This window comes from Brevundimonas sp. AC546, assembly GCF_979258305.1.
Genome location: NZ_OZ409849.1, coordinates 2404308 through 2426437, shown reverse-complemented (window position 1 = coordinate 2426437; position 22130 = coordinate 2404308). Strand labels below are relative to the sequence as shown.

23 protein-coding genes are annotated in these 22130 nt (G+C 66.2%); 13 read left to right on the top strand and 10 right to left on the bottom strand.

The window, feature by feature from the left end; translation table 11 throughout:
• Positions 1-105: 105 nt before the first annotated feature.
• On the bottom strand, positions 106-1122 hold the full coding sequence (locus tag ACZZZD_RS11935; RefSeq protein ID WP_463435282.1) for an adenosine kinase: 1017 nt from the start codon (positions 1120-1122) through the stop codon (positions 106-108).
• Positions 1123-1214: 92 nt separating this feature from the next.
• Between ACZZZD_RS11935 and ACZZZD_RS11930 the strand changes: the two genes are divergently transcribed.
• Positions 1215-2087 carry an ATP-grasp domain-containing protein gene (locus tag ACZZZD_RS11930; RefSeq protein WP_463435281.1) on the top strand — a complete coding sequence of 291 codons (873 nt, stop codon included), beginning with the start codon at positions 1215-1217 and terminating at the stop codon, positions 2085-2087.
• Here the strand turns inward: ACZZZD_RS11930 and nth are convergent.
• Positions 2084-2830 carry an endonuclease III gene (nth, locus tag ACZZZD_RS11925; RefSeq protein ID WP_463435280.1) on the bottom strand — a complete coding sequence of 249 codons (747 nt, stop codon included), beginning with the start codon at positions 2828-2830 and terminating at the stop codon, positions 2084-2086. The genes ACZZZD_RS11930 and nth overlap by 4 nt on opposite strands.
• Positions 2827-4143 carry a flavin monoamine oxidase family protein gene (locus ACZZZD_RS11920; protein ID WP_463435278.1) on the bottom strand — a complete coding sequence of 439 codons (1317 nt, stop codon included), beginning with the start codon at positions 4141-4143 and terminating at the stop codon, positions 2827-2829. The genes nth and ACZZZD_RS11920 overlap by 4 nt, the downstream gene beginning before the upstream one ends.
• 134 nt (positions 4144-4277) lie before the next feature.
• Between ACZZZD_RS11920 and ACZZZD_RS11915 the strand changes: the two genes are divergently transcribed.
• The 5 genes from ACZZZD_RS11915 to ACZZZD_RS11895 all read left to right on the top strand — a co-directional run bounded on the left by ACZZZD_RS11915 (position 4278) and on the right by ACZZZD_RS11895 (position 8884).
• Positions 4278-5372, top strand: a complete 1095-nt coding sequence (locus ACZZZD_RS11915; RefSeq protein ID WP_463435277.1) for an HlyD family secretion protein — start codon at positions 4278-4280, stop codon at positions 5370-5372.
• Positions 5369-6979, top strand: coding sequence for a DHA2 family efflux MFS transporter permease subunit (locus tag ACZZZD_RS11910; protein WP_463435275.1), 1611 nt, complete (start codon positions 5369-5371; stop codon positions 6977-6979). The genes ACZZZD_RS11915 and ACZZZD_RS11910 overlap by 4 nt, the downstream gene beginning before the upstream one ends.
• Positions 6979-7584 carry a TetR/AcrR family transcriptional regulator gene (locus tag ACZZZD_RS11905; RefSeq protein WP_463435273.1) on the top strand — a complete coding sequence of 202 codons (606 nt, stop codon included), beginning with the start codon at positions 6979-6981 and terminating at the stop codon, positions 7582-7584. The genes ACZZZD_RS11910 and ACZZZD_RS11905 overlap by 1 nt, the downstream gene beginning before the upstream one ends.
• A gap of 59 nt (positions 7585-7643) precedes the next feature.
• A complete protein-coding gene (locus ACZZZD_RS11900; RefSeq protein WP_463435271.1) occupies positions 7644-8417 on the top strand; it encodes a creatininase family protein in 774 nt (257 codons plus the stop codon).
• 68 nt (positions 8418-8485) lie between these two features.
• Positions 8486-8884, top strand: a complete 399-nt coding sequence (locus ACZZZD_RS11895) for a phasin family protein (RefSeq protein WP_463435269.1) — start codon at positions 8486-8488, stop codon at positions 8882-8884.
• Positions 8885-8957: 73 nt separating this feature from the next.
• Here the strand turns inward: ACZZZD_RS11895 and ACZZZD_RS11890 are convergent, their stop codons facing one another.
• Positions 8958-9482, bottom strand: coding sequence for a hypothetical protein (locus ACZZZD_RS11890; RefSeq protein ID WP_463435267.1), 525 nt, complete (start codon positions 9480-9482; stop codon positions 8958-8960).
• A gap of 86 nt (positions 9483-9568) precedes the next feature.
• Here ACZZZD_RS11890 and ACZZZD_RS11885 point away from each other — a divergent pair, with 86 nt between their 5' ends.
• On the top strand, positions 9569-9916 hold the full coding sequence (locus ACZZZD_RS11885) for a hypothetical protein (RefSeq protein ID WP_463435265.1): 348 nt from the start codon (positions 9569-9571) through the stop codon (positions 9914-9916).
• 97 nt (positions 9917-10013) lie between these two features.
• Here the strand turns inward: ACZZZD_RS11885 and ACZZZD_RS11880 are convergent, their stop codons facing one another.
• The 3 genes from ACZZZD_RS11880 to ftsY form a co-directional block, all read right to left on the bottom strand.
• Positions 10014-10628, bottom strand: a complete 615-nt coding sequence (locus ACZZZD_RS11880; RefSeq protein ID WP_463435263.1) for a MarR family winged helix-turn-helix transcriptional regulator — start codon at positions 10626-10628, stop codon at positions 10014-10016.
• A gap of 98 nt (positions 10629-10726) precedes the next feature.
• The gene (locus tag ACZZZD_RS11875) at positions 10727-11374 is read right to left on the bottom strand and encodes an inner membrane-spanning protein YciB (RefSeq protein WP_463435261.1); all 648 of its coding nucleotides are present in this window, start codon (positions 11372-11374) and stop codon (positions 10727-10729) included.
• 1 nt (position 11375) lies between these two features.
• Positions 11376-12311 carry a signal recognition particle-docking protein FtsY gene (gene ftsY / locus ACZZZD_RS11870; protein ID WP_463435260.1) on the bottom strand — a complete coding sequence of 312 codons (936 nt, stop codon included), beginning with the start codon at positions 12309-12311 and terminating at the stop codon, positions 11376-11378.
• A gap of 511 nt (positions 12312-12822) precedes the next feature.
• Here ftsY and ACZZZD_RS11865 point away from each other — a divergent pair.
• Positions 12823-13035, top strand: coding sequence for a ParD-like family protein (locus ACZZZD_RS11865; RefSeq protein ID WP_463435259.1), 213 nt, complete (start codon positions 12823-12825; stop codon positions 13033-13035).
• Positions 13032-13799: a type I methionyl aminopeptidase gene (gene map / locus ACZZZD_RS11860; protein ID WP_463435258.1), complete on the top strand. Its 768-nt coding sequence runs from the start codon at positions 13032-13034 to the stop codon at positions 13797-13799. Before ACZZZD_RS11865 ends, map begins: the two co-directional genes overlap by 4 nt.
• 148 nt (positions 13800-13947) lie before the next feature.
• Here the strand turns inward: map and pelA are convergent, their stop codons facing one another.
• Positions 13948-15243 (bottom strand): pectate lyase, encoded by a 1296-nt coding sequence (gene pelA / locus ACZZZD_RS11855; RefSeq protein ID WP_463435257.1) that lies wholly within the window; start codon positions 15241-15243, stop codon positions 13948-13950.
• Between the two features lie 220 nt (positions 15244-15463).
• Between pelA and ACZZZD_RS11850 the strand changes: the two genes are divergently transcribed.
• The 4 genes from ACZZZD_RS11850 (at position 15464) to ACZZZD_RS11835 (ending at position 19551) form a co-directional block, all read left to right on the top strand.
• Positions 15464-17506, top strand: coding sequence for an NAD(+) synthase (locus tag ACZZZD_RS11850; RefSeq protein ID WP_463435256.1), 2043 nt, complete (start codon positions 15464-15466; stop codon positions 17504-17506).
• 165 nt (positions 17507-17671) lie between these two features.
• Positions 17672-17896 (top strand): alkylphosphonate utilization protein, encoded by a 225-nt coding sequence (locus ACZZZD_RS11845; RefSeq protein WP_159846931.1) that lies wholly within the window; start codon positions 17672-17674, stop codon positions 17894-17896.
• A 42-nt stretch (positions 17897-17938) separates the two neighbouring features.
• Positions 17939-19063 (top strand): CobW family GTP-binding protein, encoded by a 1125-nt coding sequence (locus ACZZZD_RS11840; protein ID WP_463435255.1) that lies wholly within the window; start codon positions 17939-17941, stop codon positions 19061-19063.
• A 71-nt stretch (positions 19064-19134) separates the two neighbouring features.
• Positions 19135-19551: an endonuclease domain-containing protein gene (locus ACZZZD_RS11835; RefSeq protein ID WP_463435254.1), complete on the top strand. Its 417-nt coding sequence runs from the start codon at positions 19135-19137 to the stop codon at positions 19549-19551.
• Here ACZZZD_RS11835 and ACZZZD_RS11830 read toward each other — a convergent pair whose 3' ends face one another.
• Positions 19552-20604: a 1,9-bis(guanidino)-5-aza-nonane synthase gene (locus ACZZZD_RS11830; protein ID WP_463435253.1), complete on the bottom strand. Its 1053-nt coding sequence runs from the start codon at positions 20602-20604 to the stop codon at positions 19552-19554.
• 211 nt (positions 20605-20815) lie between these two features.
• Positions 20816-22081 carry a type III PLP-dependent enzyme gene (locus tag ACZZZD_RS11825; RefSeq protein WP_463435252.1) on the bottom strand — a complete coding sequence of 422 codons (1266 nt, stop codon included), beginning with the start codon at positions 22079-22081 and terminating at the stop codon, positions 20816-20818.
• Positions 22082-22130: the final 49 nt, after the last annotated feature.

The window sequence follows — 22130 nt, the reverse complement described above, 5'->3', positions numbered from 1 at the left end:
CTTGAAGTCCCACCGGCGCCTGTGATGCGGTGCAGAACCCCTCCGTCACGGCGCTGAAGAAGCGCCGCGCCACCTCCCCACGAAGTGGGGAGGAGACGGTGATTTCTAGATCTTCAGCCCGTGCTCACCAGCCAGATCGGCCAGCTTCACCATCGGACGCGGGCCCCAGTGGGCGATGACTTCCGACGCCGCCAGCGAGCCCAGCTTGCCGGCTTCTTCCAGGGTCAGGCCGCGCGCGACGCCCAGCAGGAAGCCGGCGGCGTACTGGTCGCCGGCGCCCGTCGTGTCGATCACCTTCGCGACCGGATAGGCGGCGACCAGAACGCGCTCGTCGCCCTTGATCACGACCGAGCCATGCTCGCCGCGCGTGACGGCGGCGATCTCGACGATGGCGGCCAACTTCGCGGCGGCGGCGTCGAAGTCTTCGGTTTCGAACAGGGCGCCCAGCTCGGCCTCATTGGCCAGGACGATGTCGGCGGACTGGGTGATGAAGTCCAGCAGTTCGGCGCGCCAGCGCGCGACGACGAAGGTGTCCGACAGGGTGATGGCGACCTTGCGGCCCGCCGTGTGCGCGGCGGCGGCGGCCCGCTCGAAGGCGGCGCGGGCGGGCGCCGGGTCGAACAGATAGCCCTCCAGATAGACGATCTCGCTGGAGGCGATCAGGGCCTCATCGATGTCGTCAGCATACAGTTGGTTGGCGGCGCCCAGGAAGGTGGCCATGGTGCGCGCGCCGTCCGACAGGACGTTGATCAGGCAGCGGCCGGTGCCGAAGCCTTGGTCTGCGCCCCCCGTCAGGACCGGGGTGTCGAAGTGGACGCCGGCGGCGCGGATATCGTGGCTGAACACCTCGCCCAGCGTATCGTCGGCGACCTTGCCGATATAGGCCGCGCGACCGCCGAACGAGCCGACGCCCGCCACGGTGTTGCCGGCCGAACCGCCCGAGGCCTCGACGCCCGGCGCCATGGCGTCATACAGGGCGGCGCTGCGTTCGGCGTCGACCAGTTGCATGGAGTTGGGCGCCAGGTCCTGGGCCGTCAGGAAGGCGGCCTCGCAGGGGCTGAGGACATCGACGATGGCGTTGCCGACGGCGCAGACGTCATATTGGGCGGTGTTCTGGGTCATGATCGCGCCTTAGCCGGTGAATGAACCCGCGTCACCAGAAATCATATAAGGAAGCCCTTATATGCCCACCCCCGCTTCGGTATGAGGAGCATATGACCCAGATCGCCGTCCTGATCCCCGATCCGTCCGACCGTTCCTATATCGGCCGCTGGCCCGAGGTGCTGGAGCGGCTGAAGGTGACGCTGGAAAGCACGGGCGCGACGGTTTCACCGACGCCCTGGACCGATCATGTCGAGGACGCCTCGAGTCTGGCGGCCTATGACCTGATCCTGCCGGTCATCGCCTGGGGCTATCACCGCGATCATGGGCGCTGGCTGGAGGCCTGCGCGACCTGGACCCAAGCGGGACTGCCGGTCGCCAATCCGGCGCCGGTGCTGCGCTGGAACTCGGACAAGGCCTATCTGGCGCGGCTGGCGGACAAGGGCGTGCCCATTCCACCGACTCGCTGGACCGATAGCGTGACCCAGGACCAAGTGGACGCCGCCTTCGCCGAGACCGGCGCGCCGCTGCTGATCGTCAAGCCGACCGTGTCGGCCGGGGCGTTTCGCACCCTGCGTCTGGCGCCCGGCCAACCCTTGATCGATGCGCCCGAAGGCGCGGCGATGATCCAACCCTATTTGAAATCCATCGAGACCAAGGGCGAGACCTCGTTGCTGTTCTTCGGCGGCCGGTTCAGCCATGCGGTCAACAAGCGCCCCGTGCCCGGCGACTTCCGCATCCAGATGCAGTTCGGCGGCCTCTATACGACCGTCACGCCGGGCGCCGAGGCCATGGCCCTGGCGCAGCAGGTGCTGGCGGCCATCGACGAGCCGCTGCTTTACGCCCGCATCGACCTGGCCCGCGACGACGCCGGGGCCTGGGTGCTGATGGAGGCTGAACTGATCGAGCCGGACTTCTACCTGGACCATGATCCGCAGAACGGCGCCGGTTTCGCTGAGGCAGTAAGGGCGCGGCTGGAAACCTAAGCCGCCTCGCCCAGCGCCAGCAGCCCGGCCCGCGATGGGCACAGGTCGGCGATGATGCAGGACAGGCATTTGGGCTTCTTCGCCGTGCAGGTGTAGCGACCGTGCAGGATCAGCCAGTGGTGCGCCTTGGGCAGCCAGTCCTCGGGCACGACCTTGAACAACTGGGCCTCGACCTTGTCCGGCGTTGCGGCGTTGGCCAGGCCCAGCCGGTGCGAGACGCGAAAGACATGGGTGTCGACGGCGATGGCCGCCTCGATCCCCAGCTCGTTCAGCACCACCGAGGCCGTCTTGCGTCCCACGCCCGGCAGGGCCTGAAGGTCGGCGCGGTTCAGCGGGATCTCGCCGCCATGCTGCTCCAGCACGATGCGGCTCAGCGCGATGACGTTACGCGCCTTGCCGCGATAAAGGCCGATGGAGGCGATGTAGGGGACCAGGCCCTCTTCGCCCAAAGCCAGCATCTTCTGCGGCGTGTCCGCGACCTTGAACAGTTTGTCGGTCGCCTTGTTGACCGAAACGTCCGTGGCCTGGGCCGACAGGGCGACGGCGACGACCAAGGTGTAGGGGTTGGAGAAGTTCAGCTCGGTCTTGGGGTCGGGCATGACGCCGGACAGGCGTTCGAAGATGGTCTCGACCCGATCCTCGTCCGGCGGCCAGCGCAGCACGGGAATGGCCGCGCCGGTCATGATGGGCGGGCGTTTGGCGGCCGGTTTCGCGACGGATTTTCGGGCCTTGGCGGGCTTCATGCCTCGCTGTCGGCGTCGCCGCGACGCGGGTCAAGACCCAGACCCTTGAGTGCTGGGGCCGTCAGGGCCGCCTCTGCCGCGCGGCGCCCCTCCATCCAGGCGCCGTGCGCCGTGCCGTAATAGACGGGCGCGGTCGCCTCGCCGGCCAGGAAGATCCGGTCCTCGACCGCCACGCGCAGTTTCGCCCGGTCCGCCGCGTGACCCGGCAGGGCGTGGGAATAGGCGCCGCGCGACCAGGGATCGACGCCCCATCCGCTGACCGCGACCGCTTCCAGCCGCCGGCGCATATCCGAGCCCAAGGCCGCGACAAGTTCGGACAGGGCGAAGTCGAACAGGGCGGCTGGGCCCTGCGCCTCCAGCCCCCAGGCCAGGTCGGCGCCGAAATAGGCCTCGATCATCGGCCGCCCGAACGGCCGCAGATGATAGCCGCCGGTTTCGGCCGTGTCGGTGCGGGTCCACAGCTGGGTGTCGGGCTGAAAATCGCCCGCGCCGCGCACCGTCATATGCACTTTGGACGCCAGGCCCAGGGGCACGCCCGCCGTCGCCTCAAGCAGGGCCGGAACGGGCGGGTCAATGCGGACGGTCTCGCTGGCGATCAGACTGTTTGGCACGGTTAGGATCACGATCCGCGCGGTCAGTTCGCCCCGACTGGTCTCCAGTCGCAGCAGAGGGCCGGATCTGTCGATGCGACGCACGGCGCAGTCCGTCACCGTGACCGACGACACAGCCTCGCCCAGCCGCGCGATCAGACGACCATAGCCCTCGCGCACCCGCCAGTTCACGCCGGTGTCGCCATAGGCGTCGTAATCGAGGCTGGACACCTCGGCGAAGCGCGCGCCGTTCAGGGCGCCGGAGATGGCGTCCATCCGGGCGTTCCAGCGGCTGTCGGGATCGAAGAAGTCGGAGGCCGGGCGGTCTTCACCCCGCGCGGCCGCCTCGGTGACGCGCTGGTCGAAGGCGGCGAAGGCCTCGCCGAACGCGGCTTGGTCGGCACGGGTCAGCTCGTGATCGAAGGCCTGGGTGCGCCAGGGCGGCGGTGTGTGGTCCAGCGTCAGCCCCTCGGCCTCGACGCGGCCCGCCAGGACATTGTCGTCGGCCGAATGCAGCCAGCCGCAGCCCATATCCAACCCCTCGCCCTCGGCCCTGAGCGTCCAGGCGCGCCCGCCGATGCGGTCGCGGGCCTCCAGCACCAAAATCGACAAGCCCGGCCGCATCAGGCGACGCGCGGCGGCGATCCCGGCCGCGCCGGCGCCGATCACGACGACATCGACCTGTGAAGGAAGCGGATTCGAGGCCTTGGGGAGATCGGTCATGCGGCGGGAAAGATACACGAAATCCCCCACCGCCGTGGGGACGTTCAAACATTCGCACGATTGGACATTGATTTTTGGACGGCGGTGTCCATTTTAGCGCCGCTTCAAAACGTCGCACCCTCCCCGGATGTCTTATGTCGCCTGAACTCAAGAAACGCCTGCCGCTGTTCGCGGCGGTCATCGTCGGCCTCGCCTTGATCGTGGGCGGCGTCATCTGGTGGGTGAACGGCCAGCGGTGGGAGACCACCGACAACGCCTTCGTCCAGGCCGACACCACCCTGGTCAGCCCGCAGCTATCCGGGCGCGTTACCGAGGTGCTGGTCGGCGACAACCAGAGGGTCGAGGCAGGCCAGATCCTGGTCAGGCTGGACGATTCCGACCAGAAGGCCGAACTGGCCCAGGCCGAGGCCAATCTGGCGGCCGCCATCGCCTCCGTCGGCCATGTCGACGCCCAGGCCGAGCAGGAACAGGCGACCATCGCCGCCCGCGCCGCCGCCGTGACCCAGGCCAACGCCCAGGCCGGTCTGGCACGCGCCGAGGTCGATCGCTACGGCAAGCTGGCCGAACAGGGCTGGGTCTCGCAGCAGCGTATTCAGACCGAGCGCGCCTCGGCCGCCACCGCCTCCGCCAGCGTGCAGCAGGCCCAGGCGGCCCTGGTCGCCGAACAGCGCACCGCCGGCGTGCTGGGCTCGACCCGCCAGCAGAGCGTCGCCGCCGTCGAACAGGCCCGCGCCGTCGTCGATCAGGCCCGCATCGCGCTTGAACGCACCGTCATCCGCGCGCCCGTCGCCGGCGTCGTCGGCGCCCGCAGCGTCCGCGCCGGCCAATACGTCAACGCCGGCACCCAGTTGCTGTCCATCGTGCCCCTGACCAACACCTATATCGTCGCCAACTTCAAGGAGACGCAGCTGGACAAGGTGCGTCTGGGCCAGACCGTCGAGATTTCGGCCGACGCCTTCCCCGGCCGCAAGATCGAGGGCCGCGTCGACAGCTTCGCCCCCGCCACCGGCTCCGAGTTCGCCCTGATCCCGGTCGAGAACGCCACCGGCAACTTCACCAAGATCACCCAGCGCGTGCCCGTGCGGATCGTGGTCAGCGGCGCCGACCGCAGCCTGGCGCTGCGTCCCGGCCTGTCGGTGGACGTCAAGATCGACCTGAAGAGCCAGGGCGGCCAGAGCTTCGGCGAGGCCGCGATCGGGGCCGCTACGACGGGAACCGCAGGTCAGTGACCGCCGCCAACCCCGCCGCAGACGGCGGGGCCCCCGCCGCGAAAAAGGGCCCCGTCGCCGGCCATCCCGAAATCAACTGGACCATGCTGCTGCTCGGCTTCGCCGGGATGGTGGTGGGCCAGTTCATGGCCATTCTGGACATCCAGATCGTCGCCGCCTCCCTGCCCCAAATCCAGGCCGGCGTGGGCGCCTCGGCCGACGAGATCAGCTGGATCCAGACCGCCTATCTGATCCCCGAGGTGGTGATGATCCCGCTGTCGGGCTTCCTGTCGCGCCTGTGGGGGACGCAGCGGTTGTTCCTGGCCTCGTGCGCGGGTTTCGTGCTGATGAGCATCGCCACGGGCCTGTCGACCTCCATCGACATGATGATCCTGTTCCGGGCCATCCAGGGCTTCGTCGGCGGGGCCATGATCCCGACCGTCTTCGCCGTCGCCTTCACCGCCTTCCCGCCGGACAAGCGGGTCACGGCCAGCGTCGTCATGGGCCTGATCGTCACCTTGGCCCCGACCGTCGGCCCGACCCTGGGCGGACACCTGACCGAATGGCTGAGCTGGCGCTGGCTCTTCTTCATCAATGTGGGCCCAGGCCTGCTGGTGCTGTTCCTGGTCGGTCGGTACGGAAACTTCGATAAGGGCGATCCATCCCTGGCCAAGGGCTTCGACTGGTGGGGCCTGGGCTTCATGGCCGCCTTCCTGATGAGCATGCAGTTCGTGCTGGAGGAAGGGGCCAAGAACGACTGGTTCGACGACACCCATATCCTGCTGCTGGCGGTGGTCGCGGCCGTGGCCGGGCCGGTTTTCATCTGGCGATCCCTGACCTATCGCCAGCCGATCGTTGAGTTGCGCGCGTTCGGCAACCGCAACTTCCTGGTCGGTTTCATCATGACCTTCATCGTCGGTTTCGCCCTGTTCGGCGGCACCTTCCTGTTGCCGTTGTTCTTGGGGCGGGTGCTGGACTATTCGTCGTCGGAGGTGGGCACCACCATGGTCGTTTCGGGCCTGGCGATGTTCGCCACCGCCCCCTTCGCCGGGCGGCTGGTGCGCAAGATGGATGCGCGCATCCTGATGTTCGGCGGCTTCATGCTGTGCGCCTGGGGCATGTGGGAAGCCCGCGTGGTCACCGAGAACTGGGGCTTCTGGAATTTCGCCTCGATCCAGGCCTTCCGCGGCGTGGGCGTGATGCTGGCCATGATCGCCTCGCAGCAGGTGACGATGGCGACCCTGCCGCCGCACATGGTCAAGAACGCCTCGGGCCTGGTCAACCTGGCGCGCAACGTCGGCGGCGCCTTCGGCCTGGCGATTTTGAACACCAGCCTGACCACGAACACGGCTCTGCACATGAGCGAGCTGACCAGCGCGATCAATGAAGGCGATCAGGCGATGCGCCAGATGATGGCCGGCATGGCCCAGCGGTTCGGCGGCTCCATCGACCCGGCGGCCTCGGCGATGAAGGCCATCTATGGGATGTTGCAGAAGCAGGCGACGACGATGGCGTTCGGCGACGCCTTCGCCTTGCTGGGAATCCTGTGCGCCTGCGCGGCCTTCGTCACCCTGGCGGCCCAGCCGGTGAAGGCCCAGGCGGGCGCGCCGCCCTCGGACGTCCACTGATGGCGCGCCGTCGCGGGCAGGTGGACGAAAGAAAGAGCGAGGCGATCCTGGACGCCGCCGCGACCCTGTTCGCCGACAAGGGATTGCAGGCCAAGATGGACGAGATCGCCAAACTGGCCGGCGTCTCCAAACAGACGGTCTACAACCGTTTCGCCTCAAAGCTGGAGATCGCCCAGGCCCTGGCGAGCAAGCGGGTCGAGGACATCGTCGCGCCTTTGCGCGGAACGGGAGATCCCCAGACGGTGCTGGAGACCCTGGCCCTGACGCTGTTGAACCGGGTGTGCAGCGCCGACAAGGTCGGCTCGATGCGCGGCGTGGCCCTGGTGTCGGTCGAGGCGCCCGAGATGGCCCACGCCATCTATGAGGCCGGCCCGCGTCGGAGCCTGAAGGAGGTGGCGCTGTGGCTGGCGGAACAGACGCGGCTGGGGCGGCTGGACGTTTCCGATCCTGAGGAGGCGGCCGAGATGTTCTCCGGCCTCGTCCTGGGTCACGGCCATCTGCGCGCCATGCTGGACGTGCCGCAACTGGCCCCCGAAAAGCGCGCGGCGCGGGCCAGGGAGGCGGCTCGTATCTTCGTCGTCGCCCATGCGCCGAAGACTTCCTGATACACAGGCCTCTAGCCGCGCTAGAAGCGGTGGTGTTTTCGTAGCCTGAGAGTTCCGCCATGCTGATCCACCTGTCGTCCTGGCCCGAGATCGATGCCCGACTGAACGACGGCGGGCCGCTGTCGAAGACGGTCGTCGTCCCCATCGGCTCCAACGAGCAGCACGGACCGACAGGGCTTCTGGGCACCGACTGGCTGTGCCCCGAGATCATCGCCCATGCGGCCGAGAAGACCGACGGCGACCTGATCGTGGCCCCGACGTTCAACATCGGCATGGCCCAGCACCATCTGGCCTTCGCGGGGACCATATCCTTGCGTCCCTCGACCTTCATGGCCGCGATCACGGACTGGGTGTCGTCGCTGAGCCGGCACGGGTTCGAGCGGATCTATTTCCTGAACGGGCATGGCGGCAACGTCGCCACCATCGAGGCGACCATCTCGGAGATCTATTCCGAGTGGAGCTTCGTCGAGGATCAGCCGCCCTTTATCCTGAAGCTGAAGAACTGGTGGGATCTGCCGGGCGTGCATGGGTTGTGCAACCGCCTGTTCCCCACCGGCCATGGAATGCACGCCACCCCATCCGAGATCGCGGTGACGCAGGCCGCCTATCCCGAGCGGATCAAGACGGCTGAGTATTCGCCCAAGATCGCACCCAACGGCCCGATCCGCGACGCCCTGGACTATCGCGCCCGCTTCCCCGACGGCCGGATCGGCTCGGACCCGGCACAGGCCAGTCCCGAGAAGGGCCAGCAGATCATCGACGCGGCGATCCCCGCCCTGTTGAGCGACATCTCGGCCTTCGCCGCAGAGACCCAACCTGGAGGTCCTCACTGACCCGCAAGACCCCCACAGCCGCCAATGTAGCCGCCGTCGGCGCCGAGATTCTGGCCGCATCGGCCGAAGTGATCGCGGCCCGCACCGGCCTGATGGCCCAGGGCCTGACCAGCGCCACGGGTCAGGACTTGAAAGAGCTGTCGCTGATGAGTTCGGAGAAGACCGAGGCCCTGTCCGCCTCTGCCGACGCCATGGCCGCCAGCGCCGGGGCCATCGGCCAGCGGCTGGGACGCGCGGCGATGGACGAGGGGGCGCATGCCCTGCGGGCGGCGGCGGCTGTCACTCAGGCGCGCACCCCGGCCAAGGCGGCCGAGGCCCAGTTCAGCTATGCCATGGGCTGGTGGAGCCGGGCGGCGGCCCAGGCCATGACCCTGAACGGCGAACTGATGAAGGCCCAGGCCGAAGCCTTGGCCCCCATCCACAAGACGGCGACGGCCAATGCGAAACGGCTGCGCAAGAAGAGCTAGCGCCTACAGGCAAGGCGGCGCGCGGGCGCCGCAACCGGACATGCCTATGGTCCGAAAAGGGTGGAAAACGGACCTAGGCTTTTCTTTTCTCGACCAGCAGGCGATCCACCCTTTGGAAAAGTTCAGGCCATCTCTTCGAAGGCCATTCCGCCAAGTAATAATCGATCCTGACGGTCGTTCCGGCGAGGGATTTATGCGCTGTGCATGACCGCCCCAGATTTTCGCCATCGACGGTGATGAACGGGGACTGTCCACACTGACCGCTGAAATGCTCCGTAAATTTAGTCCCTCCGCGATAGGGCACGATTGAAATATGAACATCACTTGGTTCGACGTTCTTAAACGACAGCAATTCCGTCATGATTTCCCCCGCAGGTGGCTCACATACGTGCCCATATCCGTTCTTCTGCTTAACCGTCAGCCCTCCAGCTTCTTCCTCGGGCAGCACCCAGACCGTATCCGCTACGCGAACCTGTAGCGTCCCGTCTGTGACGCAAGCAGGCGGTTTTGGCACGAACAGCATCCCGACAAGACCGATGCTGACGACCCCAAAGCCTATGAGCAGCCAATAGGCAGCGGAAATTCGAGACAAGTTCATGCTTCACTTTAGCAGACCTTACGTATGACGCAGATGGGTCGAACGCAGAAGTTGCTTGCCGAGATTGGTCGCGCGAAGATGTCGTGATGAGCACCGGCATCGAGGACTGGACAGCGGTGAAGCGGGCTGTTGACGAGGTCGTAGCCGCTCGGCCGGACGAATATGCGCCGGCGGTCGTTGGTAATCTGGACGATCTGCTAGCCCACATTCAGAACTCCAGTCGGCCTGCTCCATCCGTCATACCGGGGTATTGGCCTACCTTCCTTTTGGAGTGGGAGACCGAGCAGGCGAAGAACCTCCAGATCGAAGTCTTCGACGACCGCTACGAAGTTTCCCGGTTCTTCGATGGCAGGACCGACGTCTGGTATGAGCCCCACACGCACGGAGACACCTTCTCCGACCAATTCAACGCCGAGCTACCCAACGCGGATTGAACGTCCGCAGGGGGTCGTGAATTATCTTCAAGATCGCGCGGACAACCGAACCTTCAACACCATCACTACGGGGAAGGTCTGGATGAAGCGGCAAATCTCAGGCCGTCTCGACGACCTTGAGCTTGGGCTTCTTGACCTTGGCGGGCTTGGTCGGGCGGTCGGCCTTCTTGGCGGCTTTCTCGGCCTTCTTGGCTTCTTTTTCGACCGCCTTCAGCGCCTTCTTGGCGGCCTTGGCCTCGGCCTTGGCGGCGTCGGGGGCAGCGTCGGCGGCGGCGGCCAACTCGGCCAGTTGCGCCAGGAAGGTCTCGCGCTGGCCCTTGGGCAGCAGGGCCATGATCCGCTTGTCGGCGGCATCCACCAGCGGACGGGCGGCCTCCAGACGGGCGGCCCCTTCCGTGGACAGACGAACCGCCTTGGCGCGGGCGTCCAGGGTCGAACGCTCGCGCTCCAGCAGGCCCTTGGCCGTCATGCGGGTGACCAGGTCGGCCAGGGTCGAGCGGTCGATGCCGGTCATGCGGACCAGTTCGGTCTGGGTCAGACCGGCCTTGATCGACACCGCCTCCAGCACTGCGAACTGGCGCTGGGTCAGGCCGTCGGAGCCGGTCTCTTCGGCATAGATGTCGAGCGCCAGTTGCAGCGCGCGGTGCATCAGGTGGCTGGGCGAGGTCGCCAACGGCCCGACCTTCCTTGCCGCTTTTCCAGCCTTCACCATCGCACCGCTCCCCTTAAGTTTCGTCCGAACACGTATCAGCTATGCTTTACGATTTGACGGGAAAAGCGCGTCGGTTCCGTGACAGTTCCGCTTGCCGCCTACAGTCCCGGATCGGGCGAGATCGGGCCGGGCTCCTCGTCCTTGATCATGTTCTTCATGATCAGAGGCACCTGGGACAGGCCGAACAGCGAGGCGGCGATCCACAGCACTCCGCGAAAGCCGGTCCAGACGTCGTTGGGATTGGGCGTGTCGCGGCCAAGCGCGTGCCAGATCGCGGTCACGGCATCAGGGCTGCGGAACACCTCGTTGAGGATGGCGACGGCCAAGAAATAGAGGCCGTAACGCAGAGTCAGAGTGCGCCATGCGGTGTCGGTCACTTGGATCGCCGAACCCAGCAGGGCCTTGAACGGATATTTCTTCAGCGGAATCGACCCTAGCAGCACCGCCGCCAGAAGCCCGTTCTGGACCGTCAGCTTCAGTTTGATGAACAGGTCGTCGTGGGTGAAGATGGTCAGCAGACCGAACACCAGGGCGAACAGTCCGGTGATCAGCGGCAGGGGCGCGAACCGCCGCTCGACTGCGAACCCGACGGCCAAAGCCACAGCCGAGGCGCCCACCAGCACCCAGGTCGCCAGGATCATGTCGCGGGTGACGAAATAGCTGATCATGAAGGCGGCGAGGGCGCCGAAGTCGACGACCTGGCGGATCCACTGGCGGTTCTTCGTGGGAGCGGGTGCGTCAGTCATCTCAGTCTTCCAGTCCTACCAGCGAACGGGAAAAGGCGCGGGCGTCGAACGGTTGCAGATCCTCGACGCTCTCGCCCACGCCGATCAGCATCAGGGGGGCGTCGGACGCCTGGGCCACGGGCACCAGAACCCCGCCACGCGCGGTGCCGTCCAGCTTTGTCATGACGATGCCGGTGACGAAGGCGGTGCGGCCGAAAATCTGTTCCTGGGCCAGGGCGTTGCGGCCCACCGTGGCGTCCAGCACCAGAAGCGTGTCGTGTGGGGCGTCCGGATCGATCTTCTTCAGCACCCGCACGATCTTGAGCAGTTCGTCCATCAGGGCGGACTTGTTCTGAAGCCGGCCGGCGGTGTCGATCAGGACGACGTCGAAGCCCTCATCCTTGGCCTTGGTATAGGCGTCGAAGGCCAGGCCTGCGGCGTCGGCGCCGTCGCGGCGGCTTTCGAAATGGGCCCCGGCGCGTTCGGACCAGACCTTGAGCTGTTCGCGGGCGGCGGCGCGGAAGGTGTCGCCGGCGACGATCATCACCTTGGCGCCCTTGCCCGTCAGATCGGCGGCGATCTTCCCCAGGGTGGTGGTCTTGCCCGAACCGTTCACCCCGACGAACAGGACGACATAGGGTTTGGGGCCGGACAAAGGATCGAAGGTCGCCTGGCGCGGCGACAGTTCGGCGGCGACGGCCTCGGCCAGCGCCTCTTTCACTTCGTGCTCCTGCGCGTCCTTGCCGAACTTCAGCGAGCGGAAGCGTTCGACGATGCGGGCGGAAGCGGCCGGGCCGAGATCGCTTTCCAGCAGATGCTCTTCCAGCTGCTCCAGCGAGGCCTCGGACAGGGGCTCCTTGACGAAGGTGGCGACGACCTGATCGGTCATCTGTTTGGAGGAGCGCGAGAGCCCAGCGGACAGGCGCTGGAACCAGCCCTTTTTCGGCGTGTCGGTCATGGGATGGCTTTAGCGGGGGCGAAGGCGAACGTCATCCGCATTCGCGAGCGAGGTGAAGGGCGGTTTGAGACTGTGGGCGTGAAAAACACCGTCTAATTCGTCTAATTCGTCTGAAATCGGGTTCTGCTAATCCGTGTGGCGAGGTCGTGGGGGGATTATAGGCGAGGTGGAAATGGGGGATGGCAAAAGGCGATAAACAATCGACAGGCCTTTGAAATCGTTGATTTCCGACCAGCGTCATTGCGATGGCTGAGCCTCTTTCTCTTTCGTCATCCTCCGGCAAGCCGCGCCTTCGCGGCGCAGACCGAGGGACCCAGCGGCGCCGAAGGCGATGCGTCCGCCGCTCAATCGTAGAGCATCGTTTCCGCGACAGGGTCGCGCTCGCGCGCGCCGCTGGGTCCCCCCGGTCGCTTCGCGCCGGAGGATGACGAAAAGGGAAGAGTGCGTGCTTGCGTCATCGGATGCTTAAAAATATACACCACACATACGTTTCATATATCAGAGACCACCCATGGGCATCGTCAACATCGAGGACGAGCTGCACGAGCAGCTGCGTCGGGCCGCGAAGGCGTCCTATCGCTCCATCAACGCCCAGGCGGCGTTCTGGATCAGGATCGGCATGTTGTGCGAGACCCATCCGGGCGTGACGTTTCAGGAACTGGTGGCGCGCGAGCTGAGAGCGGCGGGCGTGGATGCGCCAGTCCTGACGGACGCCGCCGCATGATCAAGACGCCGGCCGAGATCGAGCTGATGGCGCAGTCCGGGCGATTGCTGGCCTCGGTCTTCACCCATTTGGACGCAATGACGCTGGAGGGGTTGAGCACGCTGGAGATCAACGACCGGGTCGAGGCCTTCATCGTCGATGAGTTGAAAGCGCGACCGGCCAGCAAGGGCCAGTACGGCTATGGCTTCGTGCTGAACAGTTCGCTGAACCAGGTCGTCTGCCACGGCGTGCCCTCGGCGGACGAGGTGCTGAGGGACGGCGACATCGTCAATCTGGACATCACCCTGGAGAAGGACGGCTTCATCGCCGATTCCTCCAAGACCTATCTAGTCGGATCGGTCGGACCGCAGGCGCGACGGCTGGTCCGCACGACCTATGAGGCGATGTGGAGGGGCATCCAGGCGGTGCGGCCGGGCGCCAAGCTGGGCGACATCGGTTTTGCGATCGAGAAACACGCCCGCAAGGCCGGCTATTCGGTCGTGCGCGACTATTGCGGCCACGGCATCGGACGCGAGATGCACGAAGACCCGCAGGTGCTGCATTTCGGCAAGGCGGGGACCGGCGCGACCCTGCGCGAAGGCATGACCTTCACCATCGAACCGATGCTGAACCAGGGCGTCCGCACGGTCCACACCGAGGACGACGGCTGGACCGTGGTCACCGACGACGGAAAACTGTCGGCCCAGTTCGAACACACGGTGGCGGTGACGAAGGACGGTGTGCGGGTGTTGACCCTGAGGCCCGACGAGAAGCGGGCGGGTTGAATGCGCCCAGGTCTCCTCCCCGCAAAGCGGGGAGGTGGCGCGGCGCGTCTTCAGCACCGTGACGGAGGGGTTCTTCGCTGACGTCAGTGGGACTTCGAGAGCCCCTCCACCACTTCGCCCCCCCCCACTGCGTGGGGAGGAGACGAAGTCAGCGCGCGGCCGACCAGGCCGCATAGGTGTCCAGCGCCGTTTGAGGCTGAGCGAGCCACCAGGAATAGCCGTTGCGGCGACCGACGGAGATGCCGTTGACGTCGTCGTGGATCGACAGGTCCTTGTCGCCGAAGATCGGGCGGCCGGTGACCAGGTCGTAGTTGCGCGACCAGATCGGGCCGGCGCCCGGCTTGTCGATCAGCTTGCGGCCGTCGTCGGTCATTTCGAACGACTTGTCGTAGGTGCGGTTCGCCTCAAGCCAGGCGACGCCGCCCCGGATGGCGGCCTGGACCTGAGGCGACGGATCAGGTTCGCCCATCAGGAAGATCAGGATGTCGGTGGTCTCGCCGCTGGCGATGGAGCGGGGTTCGTAGTTGCGGGCGCTGGTCGGGACCAGGCGCATCGGCTCGACCTGTTGCGGCCAGCCCAGCAGGCGGTCGCCCTGTTTGACCTGGGCGGCCAGGGTCACGTCGATGGCCTTTTTCGTCGCCTCGCCGGCGCGCGCTTTCAGGTCGGCCGGGACGAAGTCGAAGCCCTCAGCGCCCTTTGACACGTCGCGCAGGATCATGGCCGCCTCGGCCACCGCATTGTCGTTGAAGGTGATGGAATCGTGGAAGCCGCCCTCCAGCGGCCAGATCTGGGGCCAGCCGCCGTTCGGATACTGGGCGTTCAGCAGATAGTGGACGCCCTTGATCACGCTGGCGCGCCAGGCGTCGCCCTGACGGCCCGGCGTGCGGGCCGCGACCTTGGCCAGATAGCGCATCTCGGTCCAGGTGGCGTTGTTGTCCAGCGTGCCGACGAAGGTCCAGAACCGGTCTGCGGGGGCGTCGAAGTTGGCCGGGTTCTGCTCCATCGTCTCGGCGTCGTTGGAGAAACGCTGGCCCGGCAAGCGGGTCAGGCTGCGGTCCTGGTTCTTGCTCCAGCCGCCGGCGGGGGTCTGGAAGGTGACGATGGCGTCGGCGACGGCGCGAGCTTCGGCCGTGCCATACCAGGCGGCGGGGCGATCCAGCGGCATGTGCGAACTGTTGCCGCGAATAGCCAAGGGCGGCGGGGGCGGGGTCGCGCCTGCGGGCAGTTCGGCGGCCAGGGCCGCGCGATCCGCCAGATGCTGAGCCTGGGACCGGGCCAGATAGTCCGCCCAAGCGCCGCGCTCCGCGTCCGGCAGGGCGCCGATCCGGTCGCTGGTCAGGCCGACCGCCGGGGTGTTGGCGCGAATGACCTCGGCGTGGGCCACGGTCATGATACCGGTGGCAAGAACAAGGGTCAGGACCGAGGCGGCGAGGGTGTGTCTCATGGTGCGTTTCCTGGATGCGGCCCGGCTTCTGCGCCAGTCCCATTATTTGTGGCACACTCTACATATTGAAACCGACCGCGCAAGCGGGTGGACGTCGGTTTGGTCGATGCTCTACGGCGGGCCATGATCAAGGCGTGCGACGCAGGGATTCCGTCCCATCGTCATTCGCGCCTATATGAGGGCTGACGACCGGCGCGTGCCGGGTGCAGCGGACGATCCGATGGTAGACGCCACCTCCTTCTTCTCGCCCAAGACGCACGGCTTCGTGCGCGTGGCGGCGGCGACGCCGGTCAGCCATGTCGGCGACCCCAAGGCGAATGCGGATGAACACGTCGCCCTGATCCGTCAGGCAAGCGAACAGGGCGTGGACCTGATGGTGTTCCCGGAGCTGTCGCTGTCGGCCTATGCGATCGACGACCTGCATATGCAGGCGGCGCTGCTGGACGAGGTGGAGCGGCAGATCGCAGTGCTTGCCGAGGCGACAGCTGAGGCGGACATCGTCGCCGTGGTGGGCGCGCCGCTCCGCAATGGAGACGCGCTTTACAACTGCGCCGTGGTGATCGGCGCGGGCGAAGTGCTGGGGGTCGTGCCCAAGACCTATCTGCCCAACTATCGAGAATACTATGAGAAACGCTGGTTCGCGCCGGCTTCTGCCCGCAGCGAGGACGTAATCCAGCTGAACGGCGAGACGGTGGATTTCGCGCCGGGCCTGCTGTTCGAGGCGGTCAACCGGCCGGGCTTCGTGTTCGCGGCCGAGATCTGCGAGGACTATTGGGCGCCCCTGCCCCCCTCGACGCGGGCGGCGCTGGCGGGCGCGCGGATCCTGCTGAACCTGTCGGCGTCCAACATCGTCATCGGCAAGGCGGACGAGCGGGCCATGCTGAGCGCCAGCCATTCGGCGCGGACCCTGTCGGCCTATGTCTTCGCCGCCTCGGGCTGGGGCGAGAGCACCACCGACCTGGCCTGGGACGGTCAGGCGACGATCCATGAACTGGGGTCGAAACTGGCCGAGGGCGAGCGGTTCGCCCTGGACAGCCACCTGACGCTCGCGGACGTGGACGTGGACCGGATCGGGCTGGACCGACTGCGCAACGGCACCTTCGCCGAATGCGCGAGGAACGAGGGTGAGCCAGCGACGGTCGTGCCCTTCATGGCGCGCGAGGACCATGAGGCCAGCGAATTGATCCGACCGCTGGACCGCTTCCCCTTCGTGCCGGACGACGCCGGGCGGCTGGATCAGGACTGCTACGAGGCTTTCAACATCCAGGTCCAGGGCCTGATGCGCCGGATGGCGGCGACGGGGTCGCAGCGGCTGGTGATCGGCGTGTCGGGGGGGCTGGATTCCACCCAGGCCCTGCTGGTCGCGTGTCGTGCCTTCGACCGGCTGAACCTGCCCAGGACCAATATCCTGGGCTTCACCATGCCGGGGTTCGCCACGTCCGAGGGCACCAAGTCGAACGCCTGGCGGCTGATGACCGCGCTGGGTGTGACGGGGGCCGAGATCGACATCCGGCCCGCCGCCGAACAGATGTTCAAGGACATCGGTCACCCCTATGCCGAGGGTCAGCCGATCCACGACATCACCTTCGAGAACGTGCAAGCGGGCCTGCGGACCGACTATCTGTTCCGGCTGGCGAACCAGAACAAGGGGTTCGTGCTGGGCACCGGCGACCTGTCGGAACTGGCGCTGGGCTGGGCCACCTATGGCGTCGGCGACCACATGAGCCATTACAACGTCAACGGCGGGGTGGCGAAGACGCTGATCCGGCATCTGATCCGATGGGTGGCGGGCGGCGACCTGGCGAGGGCGGAGGCGCGCGAGACGCTGCACGCCATTCTGGACACCGAGATTTCACCCGAACTGGTGCCGGCCAAGGATGGCGTGATCCAGTCGACGGAGGGGACGGTCGGCCCCTATGCGCTGAACGACTTCTTCCTGTTCTACATCAGCCGGTTCGGCCTGAAGCCGTCCAAGGTGGCCTTCCTGGCGCATCAGGCCTGGGGCGATGCGGGCGCGGGCGACTGGCCGGCGAACACGCCCGAGGATGAAAAGGTCGAATACGACCTGGCGACGATCAAGGCCTGGCTGAGGAAGTTCCTGATCCGCTTCTTCCAAACGTCGCAGTTCAAGCGGTCGGCCCTGCCGAACGGGCCGAAGGTGGTCACCGGGGGGTCCCTGTCGCCCCGCGGGGACTGGCGCGCGCCGTCGGACGGGAATGCGCGGGTGTGGCTGGACGAACTGGACGCCAACGTGCCGGACTGAACCATCTCCTCCCCATTTTATGGGGAGGTGGCGCGGCGCTCTTGCGCCGTGACGGAGGGGCTGTGTCCGCATCGCTGATGTCTGTGGGGCGTCAAGAGCCCCTCCACCACTTCGTGGTCCCCCTCCCCATTGCATGGGGAGGAGACAGAAGGTTAGAGCTTCGCCATGACCGACGACGTGACCAAAGACTCCAACGGCAACATCTTGGCCGACGGCGACAGCGTGACCCTGATCAAGGATCTGAAGGTCAAGGGGTCGGGCGGGGTGACGCTGAAGCGCGGGACGCTGGTCAAGAACATCCGCCTGACCGGCGATACCGACGAGATCGAGGCCAATGTCGACAAGGTGCGCGGCCTGGTCCTGCGCGTCGAGTTCGTGAAGAAGGCCTAGCCCCTCTTCCCAAGCGTGATGTCAGCCGCCATCTAGCGGCCTATGACCGACACCCTCGCCGCCCCCGCCTCGACCGCCGCGACTAATGGCAAGATCCCCGTCACCGTCCTGACCGGCTATCTCGGCGCGGGCAAGACGACGCTGCTCAACCGGATCCTGACCGAGGACCACGGCAAGCGTTACGCCGTCATCGTCAACGAGTTCGGTGAGATCGGCATCGACAACGACCTGGTGGTCGGCGCCGACGAGGACGTGTTCGAGATGAACAACGGCTGCGTCTGCTGCACGGTGCGCGGTGACCTGATCCGTGTGGTCGCCGGCCTGATGAAGCGCCAGCGTCCCGGAAAGCCCGCCTTCGACGCCATCATCGTCGAGACCACGGGTCTCGCCGACCCCGGTCCGGTGGCCCAGACCTTCTTCGTCGACGAGGACGTCAAGGCCAAGACCCAGCTGGACAGCGTCACCACCCTGGTCGACGCCAAACACGTGATGGCCCGTCTGGACAACTCCAAGGAGGCCCGCGAGCAGGTGGCCTTCGCCGACCGGATCATCCTGAACAAGGTGGACCTGGCGACGGCGGACGAACTGGACGCGGTCGAGGCGCGTCTGCGGGCGCTGAACCCGTTGGCGCCCATCGTGCGCGCCGAGCGCTCGAACGTGCCGCTGGACCAGGTGCTGGGCCTTCACGCCTTCGACCTGGACCGCATTCTGGAAGTAAAGCCGGACTTCGTGAACCCGCCGCATGGCGCGGACGGCCATGTCCATGACGAGGCTTGCGGTCACGACCACCAGGATCATGACCATGATCACGGGCATGACCATCATCACGAACATGGTCACAGCCACGGCGCCCGCGGGCACGCCCACCAGGACGACATCAAGGGCATTTCCCTGTCTCTGGACCGCCCGCTGGACGGCGCCAAATTCACCGCCTGGCTGGACAAGCTGCTGGGCGAGCAAGGCCAGAACATCCTGCGCGCCAAGGGCATCATCGATGTGAAGGGCGAGAACCGCCGCCTGGTCTTCCAAGCCGTGCACATGATCCTGGAAGGCGACCTGCAGCGCGAATGGGGCGTCGCCGAACGTCGTTGGAGCCGCGCCGTCTTCATTGGGCGGGATCTGGACGAGGCGGCGCTGAAGGCCGGATTTGAGGGCTGCGCCGCTTGAGTTGACCCTTCTCCCCTCGGGGGAGAAGGTGGCCCGCAAAGCGGGTCGGATGAGGGGGCTGCCGGACGCAGATGTGGCAATCGCCGCCGAGAACTCGACAGTCGAAACGTCTGCGCGCCGACATGACCGGCGCGGAGGCGATCCTTTGGTCGATGCTGCGTAATCGACAGCTGGATGGATTGAAGTTTCGGCGGCAGGCGCCGGTCGCGGGAGCGATCGCCGATTTCGCCTGTCATAAGATCAGGTTGATCATAGAACTGGATGGCGGCGTGCATGATCTGCACGAAGCGCGTGATGTAGCACGGGATGGGCGTCTGCGCGCGTCGGGGTACGAAGTGCTGCGGTTTCGAAACGCGGAGTTTTCGAAGAATCCGGCGGTCGTGACCGAGGCCATACGGCGACATGCCGCGCTGCGGACACAGCCCCCTGATCCGACCGGCTCCGCCGGCCACCTTCTCCCCCGAGGGGAGAAGGACGACGACGACTGATTACTTACCGAACAGCTTGTTCCAGCGGCGCTTGTCTCGGGTCTTCCACGCGCCGCGGTGGTAGGCGTCGGAGCCGATCAGGGGGACGACCGTGGTGGCTTCGGCGAAGACCATCTGTTCGTGGGTGGTCTGGACCTTGCCCCACGACGCGGCCTCTTTCAGCGTCGAGGACGAGCAGGCCCCGTCGCGGACGTCTGCGACGGTGATCTGGACGGCATAGCGGTGCATCTCGGCCTCGACGCCGAGGATTTCGGCGCAGACGACCGTGTCCTGGGCGAAGTTCTTGGGCACGCCGCCGCCGACCATGAACAGGCCGGTGACGCCGGCGGCGATCTTGATGTCGGTCAGTTCGCGGAAGTCGGCGATGGCGTCCAGCATCAGATAGGGTTTGCCGGCGGCCGCGCGTTCCTTCTGGTGCTTGACCAGGCCGAAACCGGCCGAGCTGTCGACGAAGGCCGGGCAGAAGATCGGCACGCCTTCTTCATAGGCGGTCTGGATCAGCGAGCCGGGCTTCTTGGCGTTGCCCTCGCTCAGCCACCTGCCCATTTCCCAGATGAACTCGCGGCTGGAATAGCCGCGCGGCTCAAGACGGTTGGCGATCTCCAGGATCGTGTGATCGCAGGCCTGGAGCTCTTCCTCGTCGATATAGGTGTCGTAGATCCGGTCGATGTAGTTATCGCGCAGGACGTTGTCGTCCACCTCGCCGGCGGCCTGATAGTGTTTGAAGCCCAGGGCCTCGAAGAAATCCATGTCCACGATGGAGGCGCCGGTGGCGACGACGGCGTCCACCATGCCGAACTTCACCATGTCGCGGTACACATGCATGCAGCCGCCGGCCGAGGTCGAGCCGGCCAGGATCAGCCAGGGCGAGCAGTCCTTGTCCTCAATCGCCATCGAGAAGATGTCGGCGGCGCGGGCGGTGTCGCGCGAGCTGAATGACATCTTGCGCATGCTATCGATGATCGGACGTGCGTCGAAGCTGGTGATATCGACGTGCTCGACGACATTCTGCAGCAGTTGGGCCTTGGTGTTGGCCTGGACGGGTGCGTTCATTTCGGAGGTTTCCCTTTGATTTGAGCGCCCGTCGAACAAGCAGACATGCCGGGACGGAGCGACCGACAGGACCGATAGACTTACAGTCTCAACCCGTCACCCTCGGACTTGATCCGAGGGTCGGACGCGCCGCCGGGAACGTCCCGCAAGGGAGGCGCAGAGGGCCCGATCCTCGGGTCGAGCCCGAGGATGACGGATTGGTTGGAGCGACCTACTTCCGGCGCGACTTGCGCTGACCGGCCTTACCCTTGGGACGTGACAGGCGCACGACCTTGCGGGCGTTCTCCTCGGCCGTGGTGCGCACGGTGGGGATGGAGCGCGGGGCCAGACCATAGAGCGAAGCCATCGGGGCGTCCTCGACCACGGCGAGATCGTGCTCGCCATAGCCGTTGAAGCCGGTCGACATCGCAACGCCATAGGCGCCCAACATGCCGATCTCGATGAAGTCGCCTTCGCGCACATCGGCCGGCAGCCAGAACGGGCCGGGCATATGGTCGATGGAATCGCAGGTCGGACCGTAGAACTGGAACGCCTTCAGATCGCTCGCCGCCTCGCCGTCCCGGACCAGCTTGGTCGGGAAGGGCCAGCGCGAGTGGGTCGCGTCGAACAGCGAGCCGTACGAACCGTCGTTCAGATAAAGAGCGTCGCCCTTGCGCAGATCAACGCGGGCCAGGATCGACGAGGATTCGGCGACCAGCGCCCGGCCGGGTTCGCACCACAGCTCGGTCGTTTCCGACACCGGCATCTCGTTGAAGCCGCGATGGATGGCGTCGGCGTATTCGCTCATGTCCGGCGGGACCATGCCCGGATAGACCGAGGGGAATCCGCCGCCGACATCGACGATGTCCACGATGACGCCGGCGCGGCTGATCGAACGGCCGACCTGGGCCATGGCGGCCTGGTAGGCGGTCGGACGCATGCACTGGCTGCCGACGTGGAAGGAAACGCCCATCAGGCCTTCCTTGACCGCCTGGCGCGTCGCCATCAGCAGGGCCGGAGCCTGATCCGCCGAAACGCCGAACTTGCCCGAAAGCGTATAGGCCGCGCCGTCGGCAGAGACGGCCATGCGCACGATCAGATTCAGGTCGTCCGCGCCGCCGGTGGCGTCGAGGATCTTGTTCAGCTCATCGACGCAGTCGAGCGAGAAGGTCCGCACGCCGTGGTCGAAATAGGCCTTGGTGATCGCAGACCGGCTCTTGACTGGATGCATGAAGGCCAGACGCACGTCATGGCTGACCGAGCGAACCAGCTCGATCTCGGCGATGGACGCCACGTCGAAACCGCGAACGCCCGCCTCGATCAGGGTCTCGACGACCCAACGCGACGGATTGGCCTTCACGGCATAGAAGACGTCGGCCTTTAGATTATCCTGGAACCAGCGCGCCGCTACGGAAACCGAACGCGGCCGCACGAGGGCGACGGGACGTTCAGGGGACCGCTCACGGACCAGGTCCAGGGGAAGCTGGTACGTGCGCAATTCACGTAACCCCCTGCTAATTGTTAAACCCAGACCGGCGTTAGCGGCG

Coding starts and splice junctions, on each gene's coding strand:
- pelA (WP_463435257.1), bottom strand. CDS start 15,243: ATGAGACACACCCTCGCCGCCTCGGTCCTGACCCTTGTTCTTGCCACC.
- ACZZZD_RS11935 (WP_463435282.1), bottom strand. CDS start 1,122: ATGACCCAGAACACCGCCCAATATGACGTCTGCGCCGTCGGCAACGCC.
- ACZZZD_RS11830 (WP_463435253.1), bottom strand. CDS start 20,604: ATGAACGCACCCGTCCAGGCCAACACCAAGGCCCAACTGCTGCAGAAT.
- ACZZZD_RS11840 (WP_463435255.1), top strand. CDS start 17,939: ATGACCGACACCCTCGCCGCCCCCGCCTCGACCGCCGCGACTAATGGC.
- ftsY (WP_463435260.1), bottom strand. CDS start 12,311: ATGACCGACACGCCGAAAAAGGGCTGGTTCCAGCGCCTGTCCGCTGGG.
- ACZZZD_RS11850 (WP_463435256.1), top strand. CDS start 15,464: ATGGTAGACGCCACCTCCTTCTTCTCGCCCAAGACGCACGGCTTCGTG.
- ACZZZD_RS11915 (WP_463435277.1), top strand. CDS start 4,278: ATGTCGCCTGAACTCAAGAAACGCCTGCCGCTGTTCGCGGCGGTCATC.
- ACZZZD_RS11890 (WP_463435267.1), bottom strand. CDS start 9,482: ATGAACTTGTCTCGAATTTCCGCTGCCTATTGGCTGCTCATAGGCTTT.
- ACZZZD_RS11875 (WP_463435261.1), bottom strand. CDS start 11,374: ATGACTGACGCACCCGCTCCCACGAAGAACCGCCAGTGGATCCGCCAG.
- map (WP_463435258.1), top strand. CDS start 13,032: ATGATCAAGACGCCGGCCGAGATCGAGCTGATGGCGCAGTCCGGGCGA.
- ACZZZD_RS11900 (WP_463435271.1), top strand. CDS start 7,644: ATGCTGATCCACCTGTCGTCCTGGCCCGAGATCGATGCCCGACTGAAC.
- ACZZZD_RS11835 (WP_463435254.1), top strand. CDS start 19,135: ATGTGGCAATCGCCGCCGAGAACTCGACAGTCGAAACGTCTGCGCGCC.
- ACZZZD_RS11885 (WP_463435265.1), top strand. CDS start 9,569: ATGAGCACCGGCATCGAGGACTGGACAGCGGTGAAGCGGGCTGTTGAC.
- ACZZZD_RS11880 (WP_463435263.1), bottom strand. CDS start 10,628: ATGGTGAAGGCTGGAAAAGCGGCAAGGAAGGTCGGGCCGTTGGCGACC.
- ACZZZD_RS11905 (WP_463435273.1), top strand. CDS start 6,979: ATGGCGCGCCGTCGCGGGCAGGTGGACGAAAGAAAGAGCGAGGCGATC.
- ACZZZD_RS11930 (WP_463435281.1), top strand. CDS start 1,215: ATGACCCAGATCGCCGTCCTGATCCCCGATCCGTCCGACCGTTCCTAT.
- ACZZZD_RS11845 (WP_159846931.1), top strand. CDS start 17,672: ATGACCGACGACGTGACCAAAGACTCCAACGGCAACATCTTGGCCGAC.
- ACZZZD_RS11865 (WP_463435259.1), top strand. CDS start 12,823: ATGGGCATCGTCAACATCGAGGACGAGCTGCACGAGCAGCTGCGTCGG.
- nth (WP_463435280.1), bottom strand. CDS start 2,830: ATGAAGCCCGCCAAGGCCCGAAAATCCGTCGCGAAACCGGCCGCCAAA.
- ACZZZD_RS11920 (WP_463435278.1), bottom strand. CDS start 4,143: ATGACCGATCTCCCCAAGGCCTCGAATCCGCTTCCTTCACAGGTCGAT.